General features: G+C 48.4%; 15 protein-coding genes. All 15 read left to right on the top strand.

All coding sequences use genetic code 11. The features are described from left to right. Window positions 1-19: 19 nt before the first annotated feature. A complete protein-coding gene (locus DWV73_RS00395) occupies window positions 20-994 on the top strand; it encodes a substrate-binding domain-containing protein (RefSeq protein ID WP_107001676.1) in 975 nt (324 codons plus the stop codon). A gap of 24 nt (window positions 995-1,018) precedes the next feature. Further along, complete coding sequence (locus tag DWV73_RS00400; protein ID WP_117795064.1) at window positions 1,019-2,047, top strand: galactose ABC transporter substrate-binding protein; 1,029 nt, start codon at window positions 1,019-1,021, stop codon at window positions 2,045-2,047. A gap of 247 nt (window positions 2,048-2,294) precedes the next feature. Beyond that, window positions 2,295-3,386, top strand: coding sequence for a substrate-binding domain-containing protein (locus DWV73_RS00405; protein WP_181357250.1), 1,092 nt, complete (start codon window positions 2,295-2,297; stop codon window positions 3,384-3,386). 112 nt (window positions 3,387-3,498) lie between these two features. Next, window positions 3,499-5,007: a sugar ABC transporter ATP-binding protein gene (locus tag DWV73_RS00410; protein WP_107001613.1), complete on the top strand. Its 1,509-nt coding sequence runs from the start codon at window positions 3,499-3,501 to the stop codon at window positions 5,005-5,007. A 14-nt stretch (window positions 5,008-5,021) separates the two neighbouring features. Continuing rightward, window positions 5,022-6,014, top strand: a complete 993-nt coding sequence (locus DWV73_RS00415) for a beta-methylgalactoside transporter (RefSeq protein ID WP_107001612.1) — start codon at window positions 5,022-5,024, stop codon at window positions 6,012-6,014. A 374-nt stretch (window positions 6,015-6,388) separates the two neighbouring features. Then, window positions 6,389-6,676: a hypothetical protein gene (locus DWV73_RS00420; protein WP_227589388.1), complete on the top strand. Its 288-nt coding sequence runs from the start codon at window positions 6,389-6,391 to the stop codon at window positions 6,674-6,676. Window positions 6,677-6,710: 34 nt separating this feature from the next. Continuing rightward, window positions 6,711-7,001, top strand: coding sequence for a hypothetical protein (locus DWV73_RS00425; RefSeq protein WP_347471934.1), 291 nt, complete (start codon window positions 6,711-6,713; stop codon window positions 6,999-7,001). After that, window positions 6,985-7,263, top strand: coding sequence for a DUF4160 domain-containing protein (locus tag DWV73_RS00430; RefSeq protein ID WP_107001610.1), 279 nt, complete (start codon window positions 6,985-6,987; stop codon window positions 7,261-7,263). The genes DWV73_RS00425 and DWV73_RS00430 overlap by 17 nt, the downstream gene beginning before the upstream one ends. 36 nt (window positions 7,264-7,299) lie before the next feature. Further along, entirely contained in the window at window positions 7,300-7,773 is a 474-nt protein-coding gene (locus tag DWV73_RS00435) for a CYTH domain-containing protein (RefSeq protein WP_117795066.1), read from the top strand. A gap of 32 nt (window positions 7,774-7,805) precedes the next feature. Then, window positions 7,806-8,483: a phosphatase PAP2 family protein gene (locus tag DWV73_RS00440; protein ID WP_207661025.1), complete on the top strand. Its 678-nt coding sequence runs from the start codon at window positions 7,806-7,808 to the stop codon at window positions 8,481-8,483. A 47-nt stretch (window positions 8,484-8,530) separates the two neighbouring features. Beyond that, window positions 8,531-9,085 carry a DJ-1 family glyoxalase III gene (locus DWV73_RS00445; protein WP_117795070.1) on the top strand — a complete coding sequence of 185 codons (555 nt, stop codon included), beginning with the start codon at window positions 8,531-8,533 and terminating at the stop codon, window positions 9,083-9,085. Between the two features lie 199 nt (window positions 9,086-9,284). Then, the gene (gene tig, locus DWV73_RS00450) at window positions 9,285-10,571 is read left to right on the top strand and encodes a trigger factor (protein ID WP_022359227.1); all 1,287 of its coding nucleotides are present in this window, start codon (window positions 9,285-9,287) and stop codon (window positions 10,569-10,571) included. Between the two features lie 249 nt (window positions 10,572-10,820). After that, the gene (clpP, locus tag DWV73_RS00455) at window positions 10,821-11,402 is read left to right on the top strand and encodes an ATP-dependent Clp endopeptidase proteolytic subunit ClpP (RefSeq protein WP_022359226.1); all 582 of its coding nucleotides are present in this window, start codon (window positions 10,821-10,823) and stop codon (window positions 11,400-11,402) included. Window positions 11,403-11,445: 43 nt separating this feature from the next. Next, window positions 11,446-12,744 (top strand): ATP-dependent Clp protease ATP-binding subunit ClpX, encoded by a 1,299-nt coding sequence (gene clpX, locus DWV73_RS00460; protein WP_117795072.1) that lies wholly within the window; start codon window positions 11,446-11,448, stop codon window positions 12,742-12,744. Between the two features lie 141 nt (window positions 12,745-12,885). Next, the gene (gene lon / locus DWV73_RS00465) at window positions 12,886-15,207 is read left to right on the top strand and encodes an endopeptidase La (protein ID WP_117795736.1); all 2,322 of its coding nucleotides are present in this window, start codon (window positions 12,886-12,888) and stop codon (window positions 15,205-15,207) included. Window positions 15,208-15,218 lie beyond the last annotated feature (11 nt).

The raw sequence follows: 15,218 nt of genomic DNA on the forward strand, positions 1-15,218 counted from the left end.
CAGATCAATGCGATATGGAGTGAGAAAAAAAAAGGAGCTGGTGCTCTGGGGAATCCTGTGTGTGGGACTTATTTTGCTGTATCTCCTTTCCTCCACGGATTGGATCATCAAGGAAAAAGAGGTGGAGGTCTACCCGGTGTCCCTGATTATCAGCGATACTTCGGATGATGATTACGTCAACTTCCGCAAGGGCGTGGATCAGGCGGCGGTTGAGTATAATGTAGATGTCAGCTTTATTACCCTGTATGAAAAGGATAATCTGGCACAGCAGATGGAGCTGGTGCGCCGGGAAGCGGCAGACGGTGCCGGGGCAGTGATACTGGAGCCGGTTGATGAGCTGGAATGCCGCCAATATCTGGAAGAAAATACATATGGAACGCCGATTATCCTGCTGGGTGAATTATCACCGGATGAGGAGGTCAAGGGGGCGGTTCATATGGACTGGACGGCAGCCGGGAGAAAGCTGGGCGAGGCGATTACGGCGGAACAGAGCCCCGATCTTCCTGTCTGGATCTTTGCAGATAACCCATATATCGGCAAGGCGGGGGAGATGAAGCAGGGGCTGACGGAGGTGCTGGAAAAACAGGGCTTTTCCTATACCATTGTGCCGCGCGGCACCGATGATACTTACCGTTCCGTCATTGAAAAAACAGTTTATCCGGGCAGCGGCACGGCGGTGGTGGCGGCACTGGATTTCGCCAGCACAGCGGAGGCGGCGGAGATTGTCGGCGGAAGCAGCGTGTACGGAAAATACATTTCCGGGCTGTACGGCGTCGGGATGATGCCGTCCCTGCTGGATCAGCTTGACAAGGGGACAATCCGGGGGCTGGTGGTGACAAACCAGTTTGACGCGGGCTATTTTGCGGTCAAAAAAGCAGTGCAGGCGATTGAAAAAGAGCAGGAGAGAAGCCAGCTTTCATTGGAATCCTACTATATAGAGAAGGATGAGCTGCGCTCGAAGAAATATGAGAAGATGCTGTACCCGATTGATTAAAAATCCGGGAGGGAGTATAGAAAGATGAAAAAAAACGGAAAAAGCATTCAGATGGCGCTGGCACTTCTGGCAGTGGGCACACTTCTTTTAAATGGATGCAGCGCGGCAAAACCGGCAGAAAAAAAGAGCATCCGTATCGGTGTAACGCTGTACCGGGGCGAGGATGCCTTTATCAACAATATCCGTTCCAGTCTGGAGGAAAAGGCGAAGGAATATGAGCAACAGACGGGCATCAAGGTTAATCTGGAAATCATGGATCCGAAGGGAAACCAAAATACGCAGAACAGCCAGGTAGATCGTTTCCTTTCTCTGGAATACGATGCGATCTGTGTTAATATGGTGGATCGCTCGGCAGCATCGTATGTCATCAACAAGGCGATGGATGCCGGGACGCCGGTCGTATTTTTCAACCGCGAACCGGTCGAGGAGGATATGAAACGATGGGAGCACCTCTATTATGTAGGGGAGGACGCGCGGGAATCGGCGGTTCTGCAGGGAGAACTTCTGGTGGATGCGTATCAGGAAAATCCAGGCAGTCTTGATTTAAACGAGGATGGAACCGTGGGATATGTGATGTTGGAGGGCGAGCGCAGCCATCAGGATTCGCTGATCCGCACAGAGTGGTCGGTACAGACGATGCGCGACGGAGGTATTCCGCTGGAAAAACTGACCGGTGGTTCGGCAAACTGGGATCGGAGCCAGGCAGCGGCGCTGATGGAACAGTGGATCCGCCAGTTCGGGGATGCGATCGAGGTGGTGATCTGCAACAACGATGAGATGGCGCTCGGAGCTGCCGAGGCGCTTGAACGCGCCGGTGACACAAGGGGCGTCAAGGTGGTCGGCATCGACGGAACCCCGCAGGGAATCGAGGGGCTTAAGAGCGGAAAACTGTATGGAACAGTCCAGTGTGACAGCGACGAGTATGCAGAAGTGATTTTTGAGATAGCTGCCGCTGAGGCACTTGGTCAAAATGTACAGGAAAAGGTCGAATTAGAGGAAGGAACCTATTATCAATGCAGTCAGAAAGCGTTGACTGTTGCTGATTTACCATAAAATCCCACAGTTTCACACCGGAAAAACAAGAATATGTGAATAAAATCACAAAGGATCTAAAAAAATTTTATATAAGAACCAAGAAAATTATATGGAAAAGTGTACAAACGATCCGTATAATAAAGGTGTCGATAAGAAAAAATGACGAATCGGCGAAACTGTATAATGTGTGTATGCGGAAAATTTAACTGTTCGGTGGATCCGGACAGCGCAAACGGATACGCAAGTTTAAGGGAGGACAAACATTATGAAACTGAAAAAAGTAGCAGCACTTGGTTTGGCAACTGCAATGGCATTTTCCGTAACTGCTTGCTCCAGCAAACCGGCAGAGACAACTGCAGCGGCAGAAGAGACAACAGCAGCAGCTGACGCAGCAGAGACTGTTAAAGAAGCAATCGAAGGAAAAGATCCGGCAGAAGTTAAAGTTGGTATTTCTATTTACCAGTTCGCTGATAACTTCATGACACTGTATAGAAACGAACTTCAGAAATATTTAGTAGATGAGCTTGGCTTAAAGGCAGAGAACATCTCCATCATGGATGGTAAGAATGACCAGTCCGAGCAGATGAACCAGATCCGTAACTTCGTTACTCAGGGATTTGATGTTATGATCATCAACCTGGTTCAGGCTTCTTCTGAGCCGGATGTAACCAACATCTGCAACGAAGCAGGTATCCCGGTTGTTTACATCAACCGTGAGCCGGATGCTGAGAGAGAGCAGGCTTGGGTTGACGACGGCATCAAAGCTACTTATGTAGGTGCTGATGCTAGACAGTCCGGTACATATCAGGGTGAAGAGATCGCTGAGCTTGAGAACAAGGGTGATGCAGACGGCGACGGCGTTGTTCGTTACATCATGGTTCAGGGTGATCCGGAGAACGTAGATGCTCAGTACAGAACTGAGAAATCCGTTGAGGCTTTAAAGGCAGCTGGCGTAGAGGTTGAAGAGCTGACCAAGCAGCGTGGTGATTGGGATCAGACAAAGGGTCAGGAGATCACTGCTAACGCTCTGTCCCAGTACGGCGACAAGATCGATGTTGTATTCTGCAACAACGATGCTATGGCTCTTGGTGCTCTGCAGGCTATCGAGGCAGCTGGAAGAACTGTAAACAAAGATATCTACCTGGTAGGTGTTGATGCTCTGGTTGAGGTTGTTGAGAACGTTATGAACGACAAGATGACCGGTACCGTATTCAACGATTACTTCGGACAGGCTCATACAGCAGCTGACAAAGCTCTTGATTTCGTAAACGGCAAAGATGTTGACAACGTATACATGGTAGACTATGTAAAGGTTACAACTGAGAACGCTGGCGATATTCTGGAAATGATTAAATAATTGTAGCTGTTCAGAGAAGGACGGTTATGAACATATCACTCCCCTGCAGGGGAGTGAATAAAGTGTCGGGTGTCCAGATGGCACACCCGATTTTATGAAAGGAGAGAATGGGATGGCAGAGTACAGATTGGAGATGCGCGGGGTATCGAAAAGCTTCCCTGGCGTAAAAGCTCTGGACAAGATAAACCTCAAAGTACGTCCCGGCACCGTCCATGCACTGATGGGAGAAAACGGCGCTGGTAAATCCACCTTGATGAAATGTCTCTTTGGTATTTATCATATGGATGAAGGTGAGGTATATCTGGATGGAGAAAAAGTGGAGATCCACAATCCGGATGAAGCCCTTCACAGAGGACTGGCCATGGTACATCAGGAGCTGCAGCCGATACCTGAGAGAACGGTAGCAGAGAATATGTACACCGGTCGTTATCCAACCAAGAAATTTGGTCCGATTCAGGTCATCGACCATAAAAAGATGTTTGAAGAGACAGCAAAATGGCTGGACGATGTTAAGATGCCGTATAACCCGAAGGCAAAACTGGGAACCATGTCCATCGCCCAGATGCAGTCTGTCGAGATTGCCAAGGCTGTATCCTTAAATGCCAGAGTTGTAATTCTGGACGAGCCGACTTCCTCCTTGACGGATAATGAGGTAGAGGCGCTTTTCCGCATTGTCCGTGACCTGAAATCACGAGGCGTATCCCTCATCTATATTTCCCATAAGATGGCGGAGATTCGTGAGATTTGTGATGATATTACCATCATGCGAGACGGCACCTATGTTGGTTCCTGGCATATGGACGAGATTTCGGATGATGAGATCGTCAAACAGATGGTTGGTCGTGAGCTGACCAATATCTATCCTCCGAAGAATGATACAAAAGCCGGAGAGGTACTGCTGGATGTCAGAGGATATTCCAGTATCCATGATCGTTCCTTCCAGGATTGCTCCTTCACCCTTAGAAGAGGCGAGATTCTTGGATTCGGCGGCCTGGTAGGTGCTCAGAGAACGGAACTGATGGAAGGTATCTTCGGTATGCGTCATATTAAATCCGGAGAAGTTTATATTAAGGGTAAGAAAATGAACATTAAGCGTCCGCAGGATGCAATCCGGGGCGGTATCGGTATGATTACCGAGGACCGACGCGGAACTGGTATTCTGGGATGTCTGTCCATTGCAGATAATGTATCAATTTCCTCCCTGGATCAGTATTTACACTATGGTATCAAACTGAATAAGAAGAAGATTGAGCAGCTTGTCAAGGATAACGTGGCAAAGCTTTCAATCAAGACGCCGAGCAGTAAGACACTGATTCAGTCACTTTCAGGCGGTAACCAGCAGAAGGTTCTGATTTCCCGCTGGCTGGCCAACAACCCGGATATCCTCATCATGGATGAGCCGACCCGTGGTATCGACGTTGGTGCCAAGTACGAGATCTACCAGATCATGATTGACCTGGCAAAGCAGGGCAAAGGTATCATCATGATTTCATCTGAGATGCCGGAGCTGATTGGTATGTCGAACCGTATCCTTGTCATGTGTAATGGTCACATTACCGGTGAGGTACAGGGTGAGGAAGCAACTCAGGAGCGTATCATGAGCTACGCGACTAAGTTCTAAAGGAGGAAGAGAGAATGGATAAGAAACAACTGAATGTAAAAGATATATTGATCAATAACGGTATCGTTATTCTGATCCTGTTGATGGTTCTCTTTGTTGGTGTGACAAAACAGAACTTCTTCAGCCGTAGCAACTTTAGCAACATTTCCATCAACGTAGCATGCCGTTTCATCATCGCAGTCGGCGTATCCGGCTGTCTGATTACGAAAGGTACCGACCTTTCTGCAGGACGTCTGGTTGGACTTTCTGCCTGCCTGGCAGGTACTCTGCTCCAGAAGAGTGATTACAGCGGACATTTTGAACTTACCAAAGGATTTGGCGAGCAGAACGTATGGCTGATTCTCCTTATCTGTATTGCTATCTGCTGTGTATTTGGTCTTATCAATGGTATCGTAGTTGCTTACCTGAATGTACCGGCTTTCATCGGTACCCTGGGTATGCAGATGATCGTATACGGTATCAACCTGGTTTACACAAAATCCGTTCCGTTAGGCGGTTATCGTCAGGAGTATACCATCATTGCAAATGGTAACTTCTTCGGTATTCCGTACCTGTTCATCATTGCATTTGTCATCGGCGCGATCATGTGGTTCGTATTTAACTACACCCGCCATGGTAAATATATGTATGCAATCGGCGGCAACGAGGCAGCAGCAGAGGTTGCTGGTGTAAATGTTAAGAAAACCAAGATCATCATCTATGTAACAGCTACTGCACTGTATGCTATCGCAGGTTTCCTTCTGGGAGCTAAATCTGGTGGTGCCGGTGTAAATACCGGTAACGGTTACGAGCTGGAGGCTATTGCAGCTTGTACCATCGGTGGTGTATCTGTAAACGGTGGTATCGGACGTATCTCCGGTGTTATCATCGGTGTACTTGTATTCGAGTTCTTAAAGACCTGCTTACAGTTCCTCGGCATCGACCCGAACTATCAGTATATTGCACAGGGTATCGTTATCGTTGTTGCGATTGCGCTGGATATCCGTAAGTATATTGCGAAGAAGTAATAAGATTAACTGTGTTCTGACGAGAATGTATGTACCATATGAAAAGTCGTCTGAAACCGTACATAAATATAAGTTCGAAAAGAAATCAGAAACTCCCTCTCCATGGATGCATGGCGGGGGAGTTTTTTATAATAGGATAATCCGTTGGAATCTTCTATTATATAAACTGCCGGGCAGGATTTTTTCTTGTATAAATCTGAAAAGTTGTAATCGGCAGGGGGATGGTGGACGAGATGGCGTGCCAGCGCTTGCTTTGACAGTGACGGAAAAATATTTTTGGATTGCCTGAACTTATTTTTATGGATATAATAAGAGAAGAGGCTGTTTCAGAGTGAGCAGCAGAGAAAACAAGCCATATTCTGAAAGGAACAAGGATGAGCGAAAACGAAATGCTGGAAAAGAATGAGACGATAAAAGAAACAGTGAGCGAAAAACTGGAGACGGCGAAAGAAGCGGCAGAGGAGACGGCAGATAAAACTCTGGAGGAACTGGAAGCGGAGAATGAAAAGCTCCGCCGGGAGCTGGAACTCATGAAAGAAAAGACCATCAAAGAGCGCATCTATGACCATGTGCATGTCTCTGTGCGGACGATGGATATTTTTATCGGCGTGATGGTGGTACTGTTTGTGGTGGTTGTGGTGATGGGGATGCTGAATAAGTAGAAAGCAGCCGTGGTTAAAACTGTTTTGAGGATAAATGAGAGGAGGAAGAAAGATGATGTACCCATTTATGACCTTAAATGATGATACGGAAATTACCCATTCTGAAATGCGGGCAGATGGCAGGGTTAAAGTTTATATAGAAACACCCGATGAAAAAGATGGATTTCACAATGCGATATGCTATTTGCCAGATTACAAGTGGGAGAATATAAATGGTTATTCAGATATGGAAATGAGTTATTTCAAGAAACTGATTCGGGAAAATGCACACTTGATTATGGAGTTTTCACAAGAGGGAGGAATTCTGAGTGCCGCAAATTTTTAGGATTGGACCATATATTGTATATTTTTGGTCGAATGAAAATGAGCCGCTGGAACCGGTGCATGTCCATATTGCAGAGGGAAGAGCAACTTCAAATGCGACAAAAGTGTGGATAACCAGTACGGGCAAGGCATTGCTCAGCCACAATTCTTCCAAAATATCAGCCCAAATTTTGAACAGTATGATTCGGGTGATAGAGGCCAACAGTGAAGAAATTATAGAAAAATGGCTTTCTCATTTTGGAGAAATACGGTACTTTTGTTAAGACTTTTTAAGAAATATAAAAAGGACAACTAATTTTATGGAAATCGAACGCAAATATTTAATTAGTCACATTCCATTTGATATAGCCGGATACCCCTTCCACCAGATCGAGCAGGCATATCTAAGCACTGCCCCGGTTGTGCGTGTCCGTCAGGAGGATGACACCTATTATCTGACCTACAAATCCAAAGGACTGATGGCGCGGGAGGAATACAATCTGCCGCTGACGAAGGAATCCTATGAGCATCTCCGCTCGAAGGCTGACGGCAGGATTCTGACGAAAAAGCGTTATCTGATTCCGATGGAAGGAACGGAGTACACGATTGAGCTGGACATTTTTTTAGGTGAATATGAGGGATTGAAGCTGGCGGAGGTTGAATTTCCAAGTGAGGAAGCCGCACTTGCCTTTGTGCCGCCGGAATGGTTCGGGCGCGAGGTGACGTTTACGGGCGAGTACCAGAACAGCCGTCTGGCGCTGGCGGAAAACCTGGTATTAAAAACGAAAGAATAAAAACGAAAGAACAATACAAAGGTATATTATTAATGATAAAACAGGTAATGAATTGGATCAAAACGCACCGCTACTGTCTGGCAGGACTCTATATGCTGGTGTTTCTGTCAGGATTTTTTCTGCTGGAGCTGCATGAACCATCGGATGTTCATATTATACATTGTGCGGTCGATGACCTGATACCGTTTAATGAATGGTTTGTACTGCCGTATTTTCTGTGGTACGCGTGGGTGCCGGTGTTTATGCTTTATTTTATGATCAAGGATCGGGAGGCATATCTGCGACTTTGCTTTGTGATGTTTGCAGGAGCAACCTTTTGTTTATTTGTCTACCTGCTGGCACCAAACGGTTTAAATCTGCGGCAGGAGATCACATCACAGAATTTCTGCGCGCAGATTGTGCGTTTTCTGCGGAGTGTGGATCCGCCGAACAATGTCTGCCCGTCGATCCATGTATCGAGCACTGTGGCGGTGCATCTGACGATCTGCCACGCGGCAAGTGTGCGGAACAAGAAACCGATCCGTACACTTTCGTGGATTGTCACAATTCTGATTTGTCTTTCAACCATGTTCATCAAACAGCATTCGCTGGTCGATGTGCTCTGTGGCTGGATTTTGAGCCTGATTCTTGACGAGGCGGTGAATGTGTGGGTGCTAGTAAAGGCATTTTCAAAAGGAAAAATGATTGCTTTGTGGAAAACAAATAAATAATTTAATATAAAAAGTGTTATAAAAACAAAGAACAGGAGGAAATAATCATGGCTGTAGTATACGCATTTTTAGCAGATGGACTGGAAGAAGTGGAATGTCTGGCGACGGCAGACGTGCTGATCCGCGCGGGTGTGAAGGTAAAACTGGTTTCGATTACGGGTAAAAAAGAGGTGAAGGGCGCACATGGATTTGGTATCCATGCAGATGCTCTGCTGCATGAGGTTGACCCGATGAAAGCGGATCTTCTGTTCCTTCCGGGCGGTATGCCGGGAACGAAAAATCTGATGGCGTGCAGACCGCTCTGCGATGCACTGGTGCAGGCAGATGCTGCTGGAAAGCGCCTGGCAGCGATCTGTGCGGCTCCGAGCATTCTGGGGCAGCTGGGGCTTTTGAAGGACAAGAAGGCAACCTGCTATCCGGGCTTTGAGGATGCCCTGACCGGTGCGAAGCTGACGGGTGCGGGCGTTGTGACGGACGGCAATATCACAACGGCGCGTGGACTTGGATATGCGCTGGATCTGGGAATTGAGCTGGCATTGCTCTTAGTCGATCGCCCGGTAGCATTACAGGTCAAAGATTCAATTCAGTATGACCAGGTGTAGTTTCAACTTAGAAACATACAGAAAATGCATCAAAAATGGCATAAAACCCACCTAAAACCACTCATAAACCCGCAAAAAGTGAACGCAAAATTATATTTTCCGCTAGTATTTAGCACGCAGATATGCTATAATGCTATCTTGAAGTGTAACGCCCGGTAGAATGGCGGTTCACATATAGAAGCAAGGAGGACCCCTTAAAATGAGTTTACAGGTAGAAAAATTAGAGAAGAACATGGCAAAGCTGACCATCGAAGTTCCGGCTGAAGAGTTTGATGCAGCAATCAAAAATGCGTACAACAAGAACAAAAACAAATTCAGCATCCCGGGATTCCGTAAAGGTAAAGCACCGTTAGCTATGCTGGAGAAGATGTATGGCGCTGGCATTTTCTATGAGGATGCAGCAAACGAAGTGATCGACGCATCTTATCCGAAGGCAGCAGAGGAGAGCAAGGAAGAGATTGTTTCCACTCCGGAGATCAAAGTAACTCAGATCGAAAAAGGTAAGGCATTCATCTACGAGGCAACCGTAGCTCTGAAACCGGAAGTAACTCTGGGCGAGTACAAAGGCGTAGAAGTTAAGAAGGCAGAAGCTGTTGTGACAGACGAGGATGTAGAGAACGAGCTGACTGCAGCACGTAAGAAAAACGGCAGACTGATCGACGTAGAAGACGGCGCAATCGAGGACGGCGACAACACTATCATCGACTTCACCGGCTACATTGATGACAAGACATTTGACGGCGGCGCTGGTACAGATTATCCGCTGGTAATCGGTTCCCATTCCTTCATCGAGGGCTTTGAGGATCAGTTAATCGGCAAGAAAAAAGGCGAGACCTGTGACGTAAACGTTACTTTCCCGGCTGAGTACCATGCAGATGAGCTGGCTGGCAAACCGGCTAAGTTCGTTGTAACCATCAAAGAAGTTAAGAGAAACGAGCTTCCGGAGCTGAACGATGAGTTCGCAAGCGAAGTATCTGATTTCGATACTCTGGATGAGTACAAAGCAGACATCCGCAAGAAACTGCAGGAGAAGAAAGAGCAGGATGCTAAAGTAGAGAACGAGAACAACGTAATCGAAAAAGTAGTTGAGAACGCTCAGATGGAACTGCCGCAGCCGATGGTTGACACTCAGGCAAGAGAGATGGTAGAGAACTACGCTCGCCGTCTGCAGAGCCAGGGCTTAAACATCAACGATTACATGAAATATACCGGCATGACACCGGAGAAGCTGATGGAGCAGATGCGTCCGGAAGCAGAGAAGAGAATCAAGACCAGACTGGTTCTTGAGAAAGTAGTTGAAGTTGAGAACGTAGAAGTTTCCGATGAGAAGCTTGACGAGCAGATCAACGAGATCGCAGCATCCTACAAACTGGAAGGCGCTAAGCTGAAAGAAATGATGGGTGAGCGCGAGAAAGAGCAGATCCGTGAGGACCTGAAAGTTCAGGCAGCGATCGATTTACTGGTAGAGCAGGCAAAGCTTGCTTAATCAAACCGATAAAAGCGAATACTGAAATACGGCAGAATTCTATGGTGTCCTAAGGCATCATAGAATTTTGTATTACTGTTCACAGGCAGGCACTTTTGGAACCGAAAGTGCCGTGCGATAACATAGTGGCAGCAGATTTTGCTGATTTGTAATGCGAAGCATCAGCAAAATCCTGTTACAGTTTGCACGCGTGTGAACTGTAACAATTTTTGCCATAAACATTCATTCTCAATTATAGGAGGAAGAATCATGAGTTTAGTACCTTATGTCCTTGAATCCACCAGCCGCGGCGAGCGGACGTATGACATCTACTCCCGTCTGCTTAAAGATCGTATCATTTTCCTGGGAGAGGAAGTAAATGATGTGACAGCCAGCCTGGTTGTAGCACAGCTTCTGTTCCTGGAGGCAGAGGATCCGAATAAGGATATCAGCTTATATATCAACAGCCCGGGCGGTTCTGTTACCGCAGGTATGGCGATCTATGACACGATGAATTATATCAAATGTGATGTATCTACCATCTGTCTGGGTATGGCAGCCAGCATGGGCGCATTCCTGCTTTCCGGCGGTACCAAAGGAAAGAGATATGCACTTCCGAACGCAGAAGTGATGATTCACCAGCCATCCGGCGGCGCGAGAGGACAGGCAACCGAGATCCAGATCGTAGCGGAGAATATTCTTCGTACCAAGAAGAAATTAAATGAGATTCTGGCAGCCAATACAGGCCAGCCGTATGACGTGATCGTGCGTGATACAGAGCGTGATAATTACATGACAGCAGAGCAGGCGAAAGAGTATGGTCTGATTGATTGTGTCATTACCAACCACTAATTAGATTTCTGGATGGAATAATAGAAAGGAACAAGGTGGAAGTATGCCAGGCAGAACAGACGACAAAATACGCTGCTCATTTTGCGGCAAGACACAGGATCAGGTTAGAAAACTGATCGCTGGCACAGATAATGTATATATCTGCGATGACTGTATCGAACTCTGCTCGGAGATTCTGGAAGAGGAATTTGCCGATCAGGAAAAAGGACCGGATTTCAGCGGAATCAACCTGCTGAAGCCGAAGGAAATCAAAGAATTTCTCGATGAGTATGTCATCGGACAGGACGACGCCAAGAAGGTGCTCTCCGTAGCGGTTTATAACCATTACAAGAGAGTTATGTCCAAGTCCACGCAGGATGTAGAGCTTCAGAAGAGCAACATCCTGATGCTCGGACCGACCGGTTCCGGTAAGACATACCTGGCGCAGACGCTGGCGAAGATCTTAAATGTACCGTTTGCCATCGCGGATGCGACCACTCTGACCGAGGCTGGATATGTCGGCGAGGATGTAGAGAACATTCTCTTGAAGATCATCCAGGCGGCTGATTACGACGTCAGCAAGGCAGAGTACGGCATCATTTATATTGATGAGATTGATAAAATTACGAAGAAGTCTGAAAATGTATCTATCACCCGCGATGTATCGGGCGAGGGTGTACAGCAGGCGCTTTTAAAGATTCTGGAAGGAACCATTGCCAGTGTTCCGCCGCAGGGCGGCAGAAAGCATCCGCAGCAGGAACTGATTCAGATCGATACGACCAACATCCTGTTCATCTGCGGCGGTGCATTTGACGGTCTGGAGAAGATCATCGACAGCCGTTTAGGTGCCGGTTCCATCGGATTTAACTCCGATATTGTGGATCGCAAGCATCAGGATATCGATGAGCTTCTGAAACAGGTAATGCCGCAGGATCTGACGAAGTTTGGTCTGATTCCGGAGTTTATCGGTCGTGTGCCAATCACGGTATCGCTCCAGACGCTCAATGAGGAGGCGCTGGTCCGCATTTTAAGAGAGCCGAAGAATGCACTGATCAAGCAGTATCAGGCGCTTCTCGATCTGGACGGCGTGAAGCTGGAGTTCACGGATGATGCGCTGATGGCGATCGCCCACATGGCAGTCGAGAGAAAGACGGGAGCCAGAGGACTTCGTTCTATCATGGAGTCCCTGATGATGGATACCATGTATGAGATTCCGTCCGATTCCACGATCGGCATCTGCACGATTACCAAAGACGTAGTCGAGGGAAAGAGTGCGCCGGAGCTGGTATATCGCGACAATACGGTGCCCCGCAAGTCTTTTACAGGACGTTCTAAGAAAGACAGAACCGGCGAGATTGCGTAAATGTAAAGGAAAATAAATGCAGCAGCTTGAGAATGGCGGCTGTTAATGGGGTCTGTGAGATGGCGAACTGCCATAGGCAGACCCCTGTTTTTCTTTTCACAGGAAATAACGATACATTTGATTAAGAAAGATAAAGGTGTTATGGAAGATAAGAAACTGACAATGCCGATGATCGCGCTGCGCGGACTGACCGTGCTGCCGCAGATGACGGTAAATTTCGATATCATCCGGGATAAATCCATCGCGGCGGTGGAGCAGGCGATGGTGGGCGATCAGCGAGTATTTCTGGCGACGCAGAAGCAGCCGGATGAGGTGATCCCGGATATTGACGGGATTTTTCAGGTAGGAACGATTGGCTACGTGAAACAGCTTGTCAAGATGCCGGGCGGCATGGTGCGCGTCACGGTGGAAGGGCAGGAGAGAGCCGAGCTTCTGGAGATGGAGAAGGGCGAGGCATGCTGCACTGCGATCGTGGAGATTCTGGATCCGGTCGAGGACGATCTGGACACGATTCAGAAAGAGGCGATGCTCCGAATTCTGAAAGAAAAGCTGGAAGAATACGGAAAATTAAATGTGGCAGCGGGACGTGAAGTATTAAGTCCGTTGATCGCACAGCCAGATCTGACCGAATTAATGAACCAGATATCAGCCCAGTTCCCGTGGAACTATGAAGCGCGCCAGTCGGTACTGGAATGCCGGACGCTGACGGAGATGTATGAGACAGAGCTGCAGCTTCTGCTGACGGAATTAGAGGTTTACCGCGTGAAACGCGAGTTTCAGACGAAGGTAAAGGCGGCGCTGGATAAAAATCAGCGTGATTATATTCTGCGGGAGCAGCTGCGTGTGATCCGGGAGGAGCTGGGAGAGGAAAATCCGGTTTCTGATGCGGATGAGATGAAGGAGCAGTTGAAGAAGATCAAAGCCAGCGTGGAAGTAAAGGAGCGGATCCGCAAGGAGATCAACCGTTTCCAGAATATGCCGGCGGGCAGCCAGGATGCGAATGTGATCCGGACATATCTGGAAACGGTGCTGGAACTGCCGTGGAACAAAATGACGAAGGATAACGCGAGCCTGAAGCATGCGGAAGAGATTCTGGAAGCCGACCATTATGGTCTGGAAAAGGTCAAAGAGCGCGTGCTGGAATACCTGGCAGTCCGCATCCTGACGAAGAAGGGCACCAGCCCGATCCTTTGCCTGGTGGGACCGCCTGGAACCGGTAAAACTTCGATCGCCCGCTCGATTGCGAAGGCGATGGGACGCAAATATGTCCGCATCAGCCTGGGCGGCGTGCGCGACGAGGCGGAGATCCGCGGTCACAGAAAAACCTACGTCGGCGCGATGCCGGGACGCATCGTGGAAGGGCTCAAGCAGGCAGGGGTTGCCAATCCGCTGATGCTGCTGGATGAGATCGACAAAGTCAGCAGCGATTATAAGGGAGATACATCCTCGGCGCTCTTAGAGGTGCTGGACAGCGAGCAGAATGTGAAATTCCGCGACCATTATGTGGAGATCCCGATTGACCTGTCGGAGGTATTATTTATCGCGACGGCGAATACAACGCAGACGATCCCTGGACCGCTGCTGGACCGTATGGAGCTGATTGAAGTCAATAGTTACACGGAAAATGAAAAATATCACATTGCAAAAGACTATCTGATTCCGAAACAGCTGGAGAAGAATGGCCTTTCGAAGGAACAGTTAAATATCACGGGTCCGGCGCTGGAGAAAATGATTCACAGCTACACCAGGGAAGCTGGAGTCAGGAATCTGGAGCGCCGGGTTGGCGATATCTGCCGCAAGGCAGCCAGAGAGGTGCTGGAGAAGAAGAAACCGTCGATCCGCGTGACAGAGCGGAATCTGGATCATTATCTGGGACGCGAGAAAGTCTTCTTCGATGCAGCCGGAAATGAGGCACAGGTCGGTATCGTGCGCGGTCTGGCGTGGACGAGCGTCGGCGGCGATACACTGCAGATCGAGGTCAATGTCATGCCGGGCAAAGGCGTGCTGCAGATGACGGGTCAGATGGGCGATGTCATGAAGGAGTCGGCGCAGATTGCACTGACCTATGTGCGTTCGGTTGCATCTGATTACGGCGTGAAGGAGAACTATTTCGAGAAACACGATATTCACCTGCATATCCCGGAGGGCGCGGTGCCGAAGGATGGTCCGTCGGCCGGAATCACGATGGCAACGGCGATGCTGTCGGCGGTGACAGGACGGAAGGTACTGCCGCGTGTGGCGATGACCGGCGAGGTAACGCTGCGCGGTCATGTGCTGATGATCGGCGGTCTGAAAGAAAAACTGCTCGCAGCCCGCATGGCGCAGGTGGAAAAGGTACTGGTACCGGCGAAAAATCAGCCGGATGTCGAGGAACTTTCGAAGGAAATCACGAAAGGAATGGAGATCGTATACATCAAGGAGATGAACGAAGTCATCCGAGAGGCATTTGTACCGGAGAAATAGCGGTTTAGTAG

Origin of the sequence: Clostridium sp. AF12-41 (assembly GCF_003461685.1) — a bacterium.
Classification (GTDB): Bacteria; Bacillota; Clostridia; order Lachnospirales; family Lachnospiraceae; genus Otoolea; species Otoolea fessa.

Coding starts and splice junctions, on each gene's coding strand:
- DWV73_RS00400 (WP_117795064.1), top strand. CDS start 1,019: ATGAAAAAAAACGGAAAAAGCATTCAGATGGCGCTGGCACTTCTGGCA.
- DWV73_RS00405 (WP_181357250.1), top strand. CDS start 2,295: ATGAAACTGAAAAAAGTAGCAGCACTTGGTTTGGCAACTGCAATGGCA.
- DWV73_RS00410 (WP_107001613.1), top strand. CDS start 3,499: ATGGCAGAGTACAGATTGGAGATGCGCGGGGTATCGAAAAGCTTCCCT.
- DWV73_RS00415 (WP_107001612.1), top strand. CDS start 5,022: ATGGATAAGAAACAACTGAATGTAAAAGATATATTGATCAATAACGGT.
- DWV73_RS00420 (WP_227589388.1), top strand. CDS start 6,389: ATGAGCGAAAACGAAATGCTGGAAAAGAATGAGACGATAAAAGAAACA.
- DWV73_RS00425 (WP_347471934.1), top strand. CDS start 6,711: ATGAGAGGAGGAAGAAAGATGATGTACCCATTTATGACCTTAAATGAT.
- DWV73_RS00435 (WP_117795066.1), top strand. CDS start 7,300: ATGGAAATCGAACGCAAATATTTAATTAGTCACATTCCATTTGATATA.
- DWV73_RS00440 (WP_207661025.1), top strand. CDS start 7,806: ATGATAAAACAGGTAATGAATTGGATCAAAACGCACCGCTACTGTCTG.
- DWV73_RS00445 (WP_117795070.1), top strand. CDS start 8,531: ATGGCTGTAGTATACGCATTTTTAGCAGATGGACTGGAAGAAGTGGAA.
- tig (WP_022359227.1), top strand. CDS start 9,285: ATGAGTTTACAGGTAGAAAAATTAGAGAAGAACATGGCAAAGCTGACC.
- clpP (WP_022359226.1), top strand. CDS start 10,821: ATGAGTTTAGTACCTTATGTCCTTGAATCCACCAGCCGCGGCGAGCGG.
- clpX (WP_117795072.1), top strand. CDS start 11,446: ATGCCAGGCAGAACAGACGACAAAATACGCTGCTCATTTTGCGGCAAG.
- lon (WP_117795736.1), top strand. CDS start 12,886: ATGGAAGATAAGAAACTGACAATGCCGATGATCGCGCTGCGCGGACTG.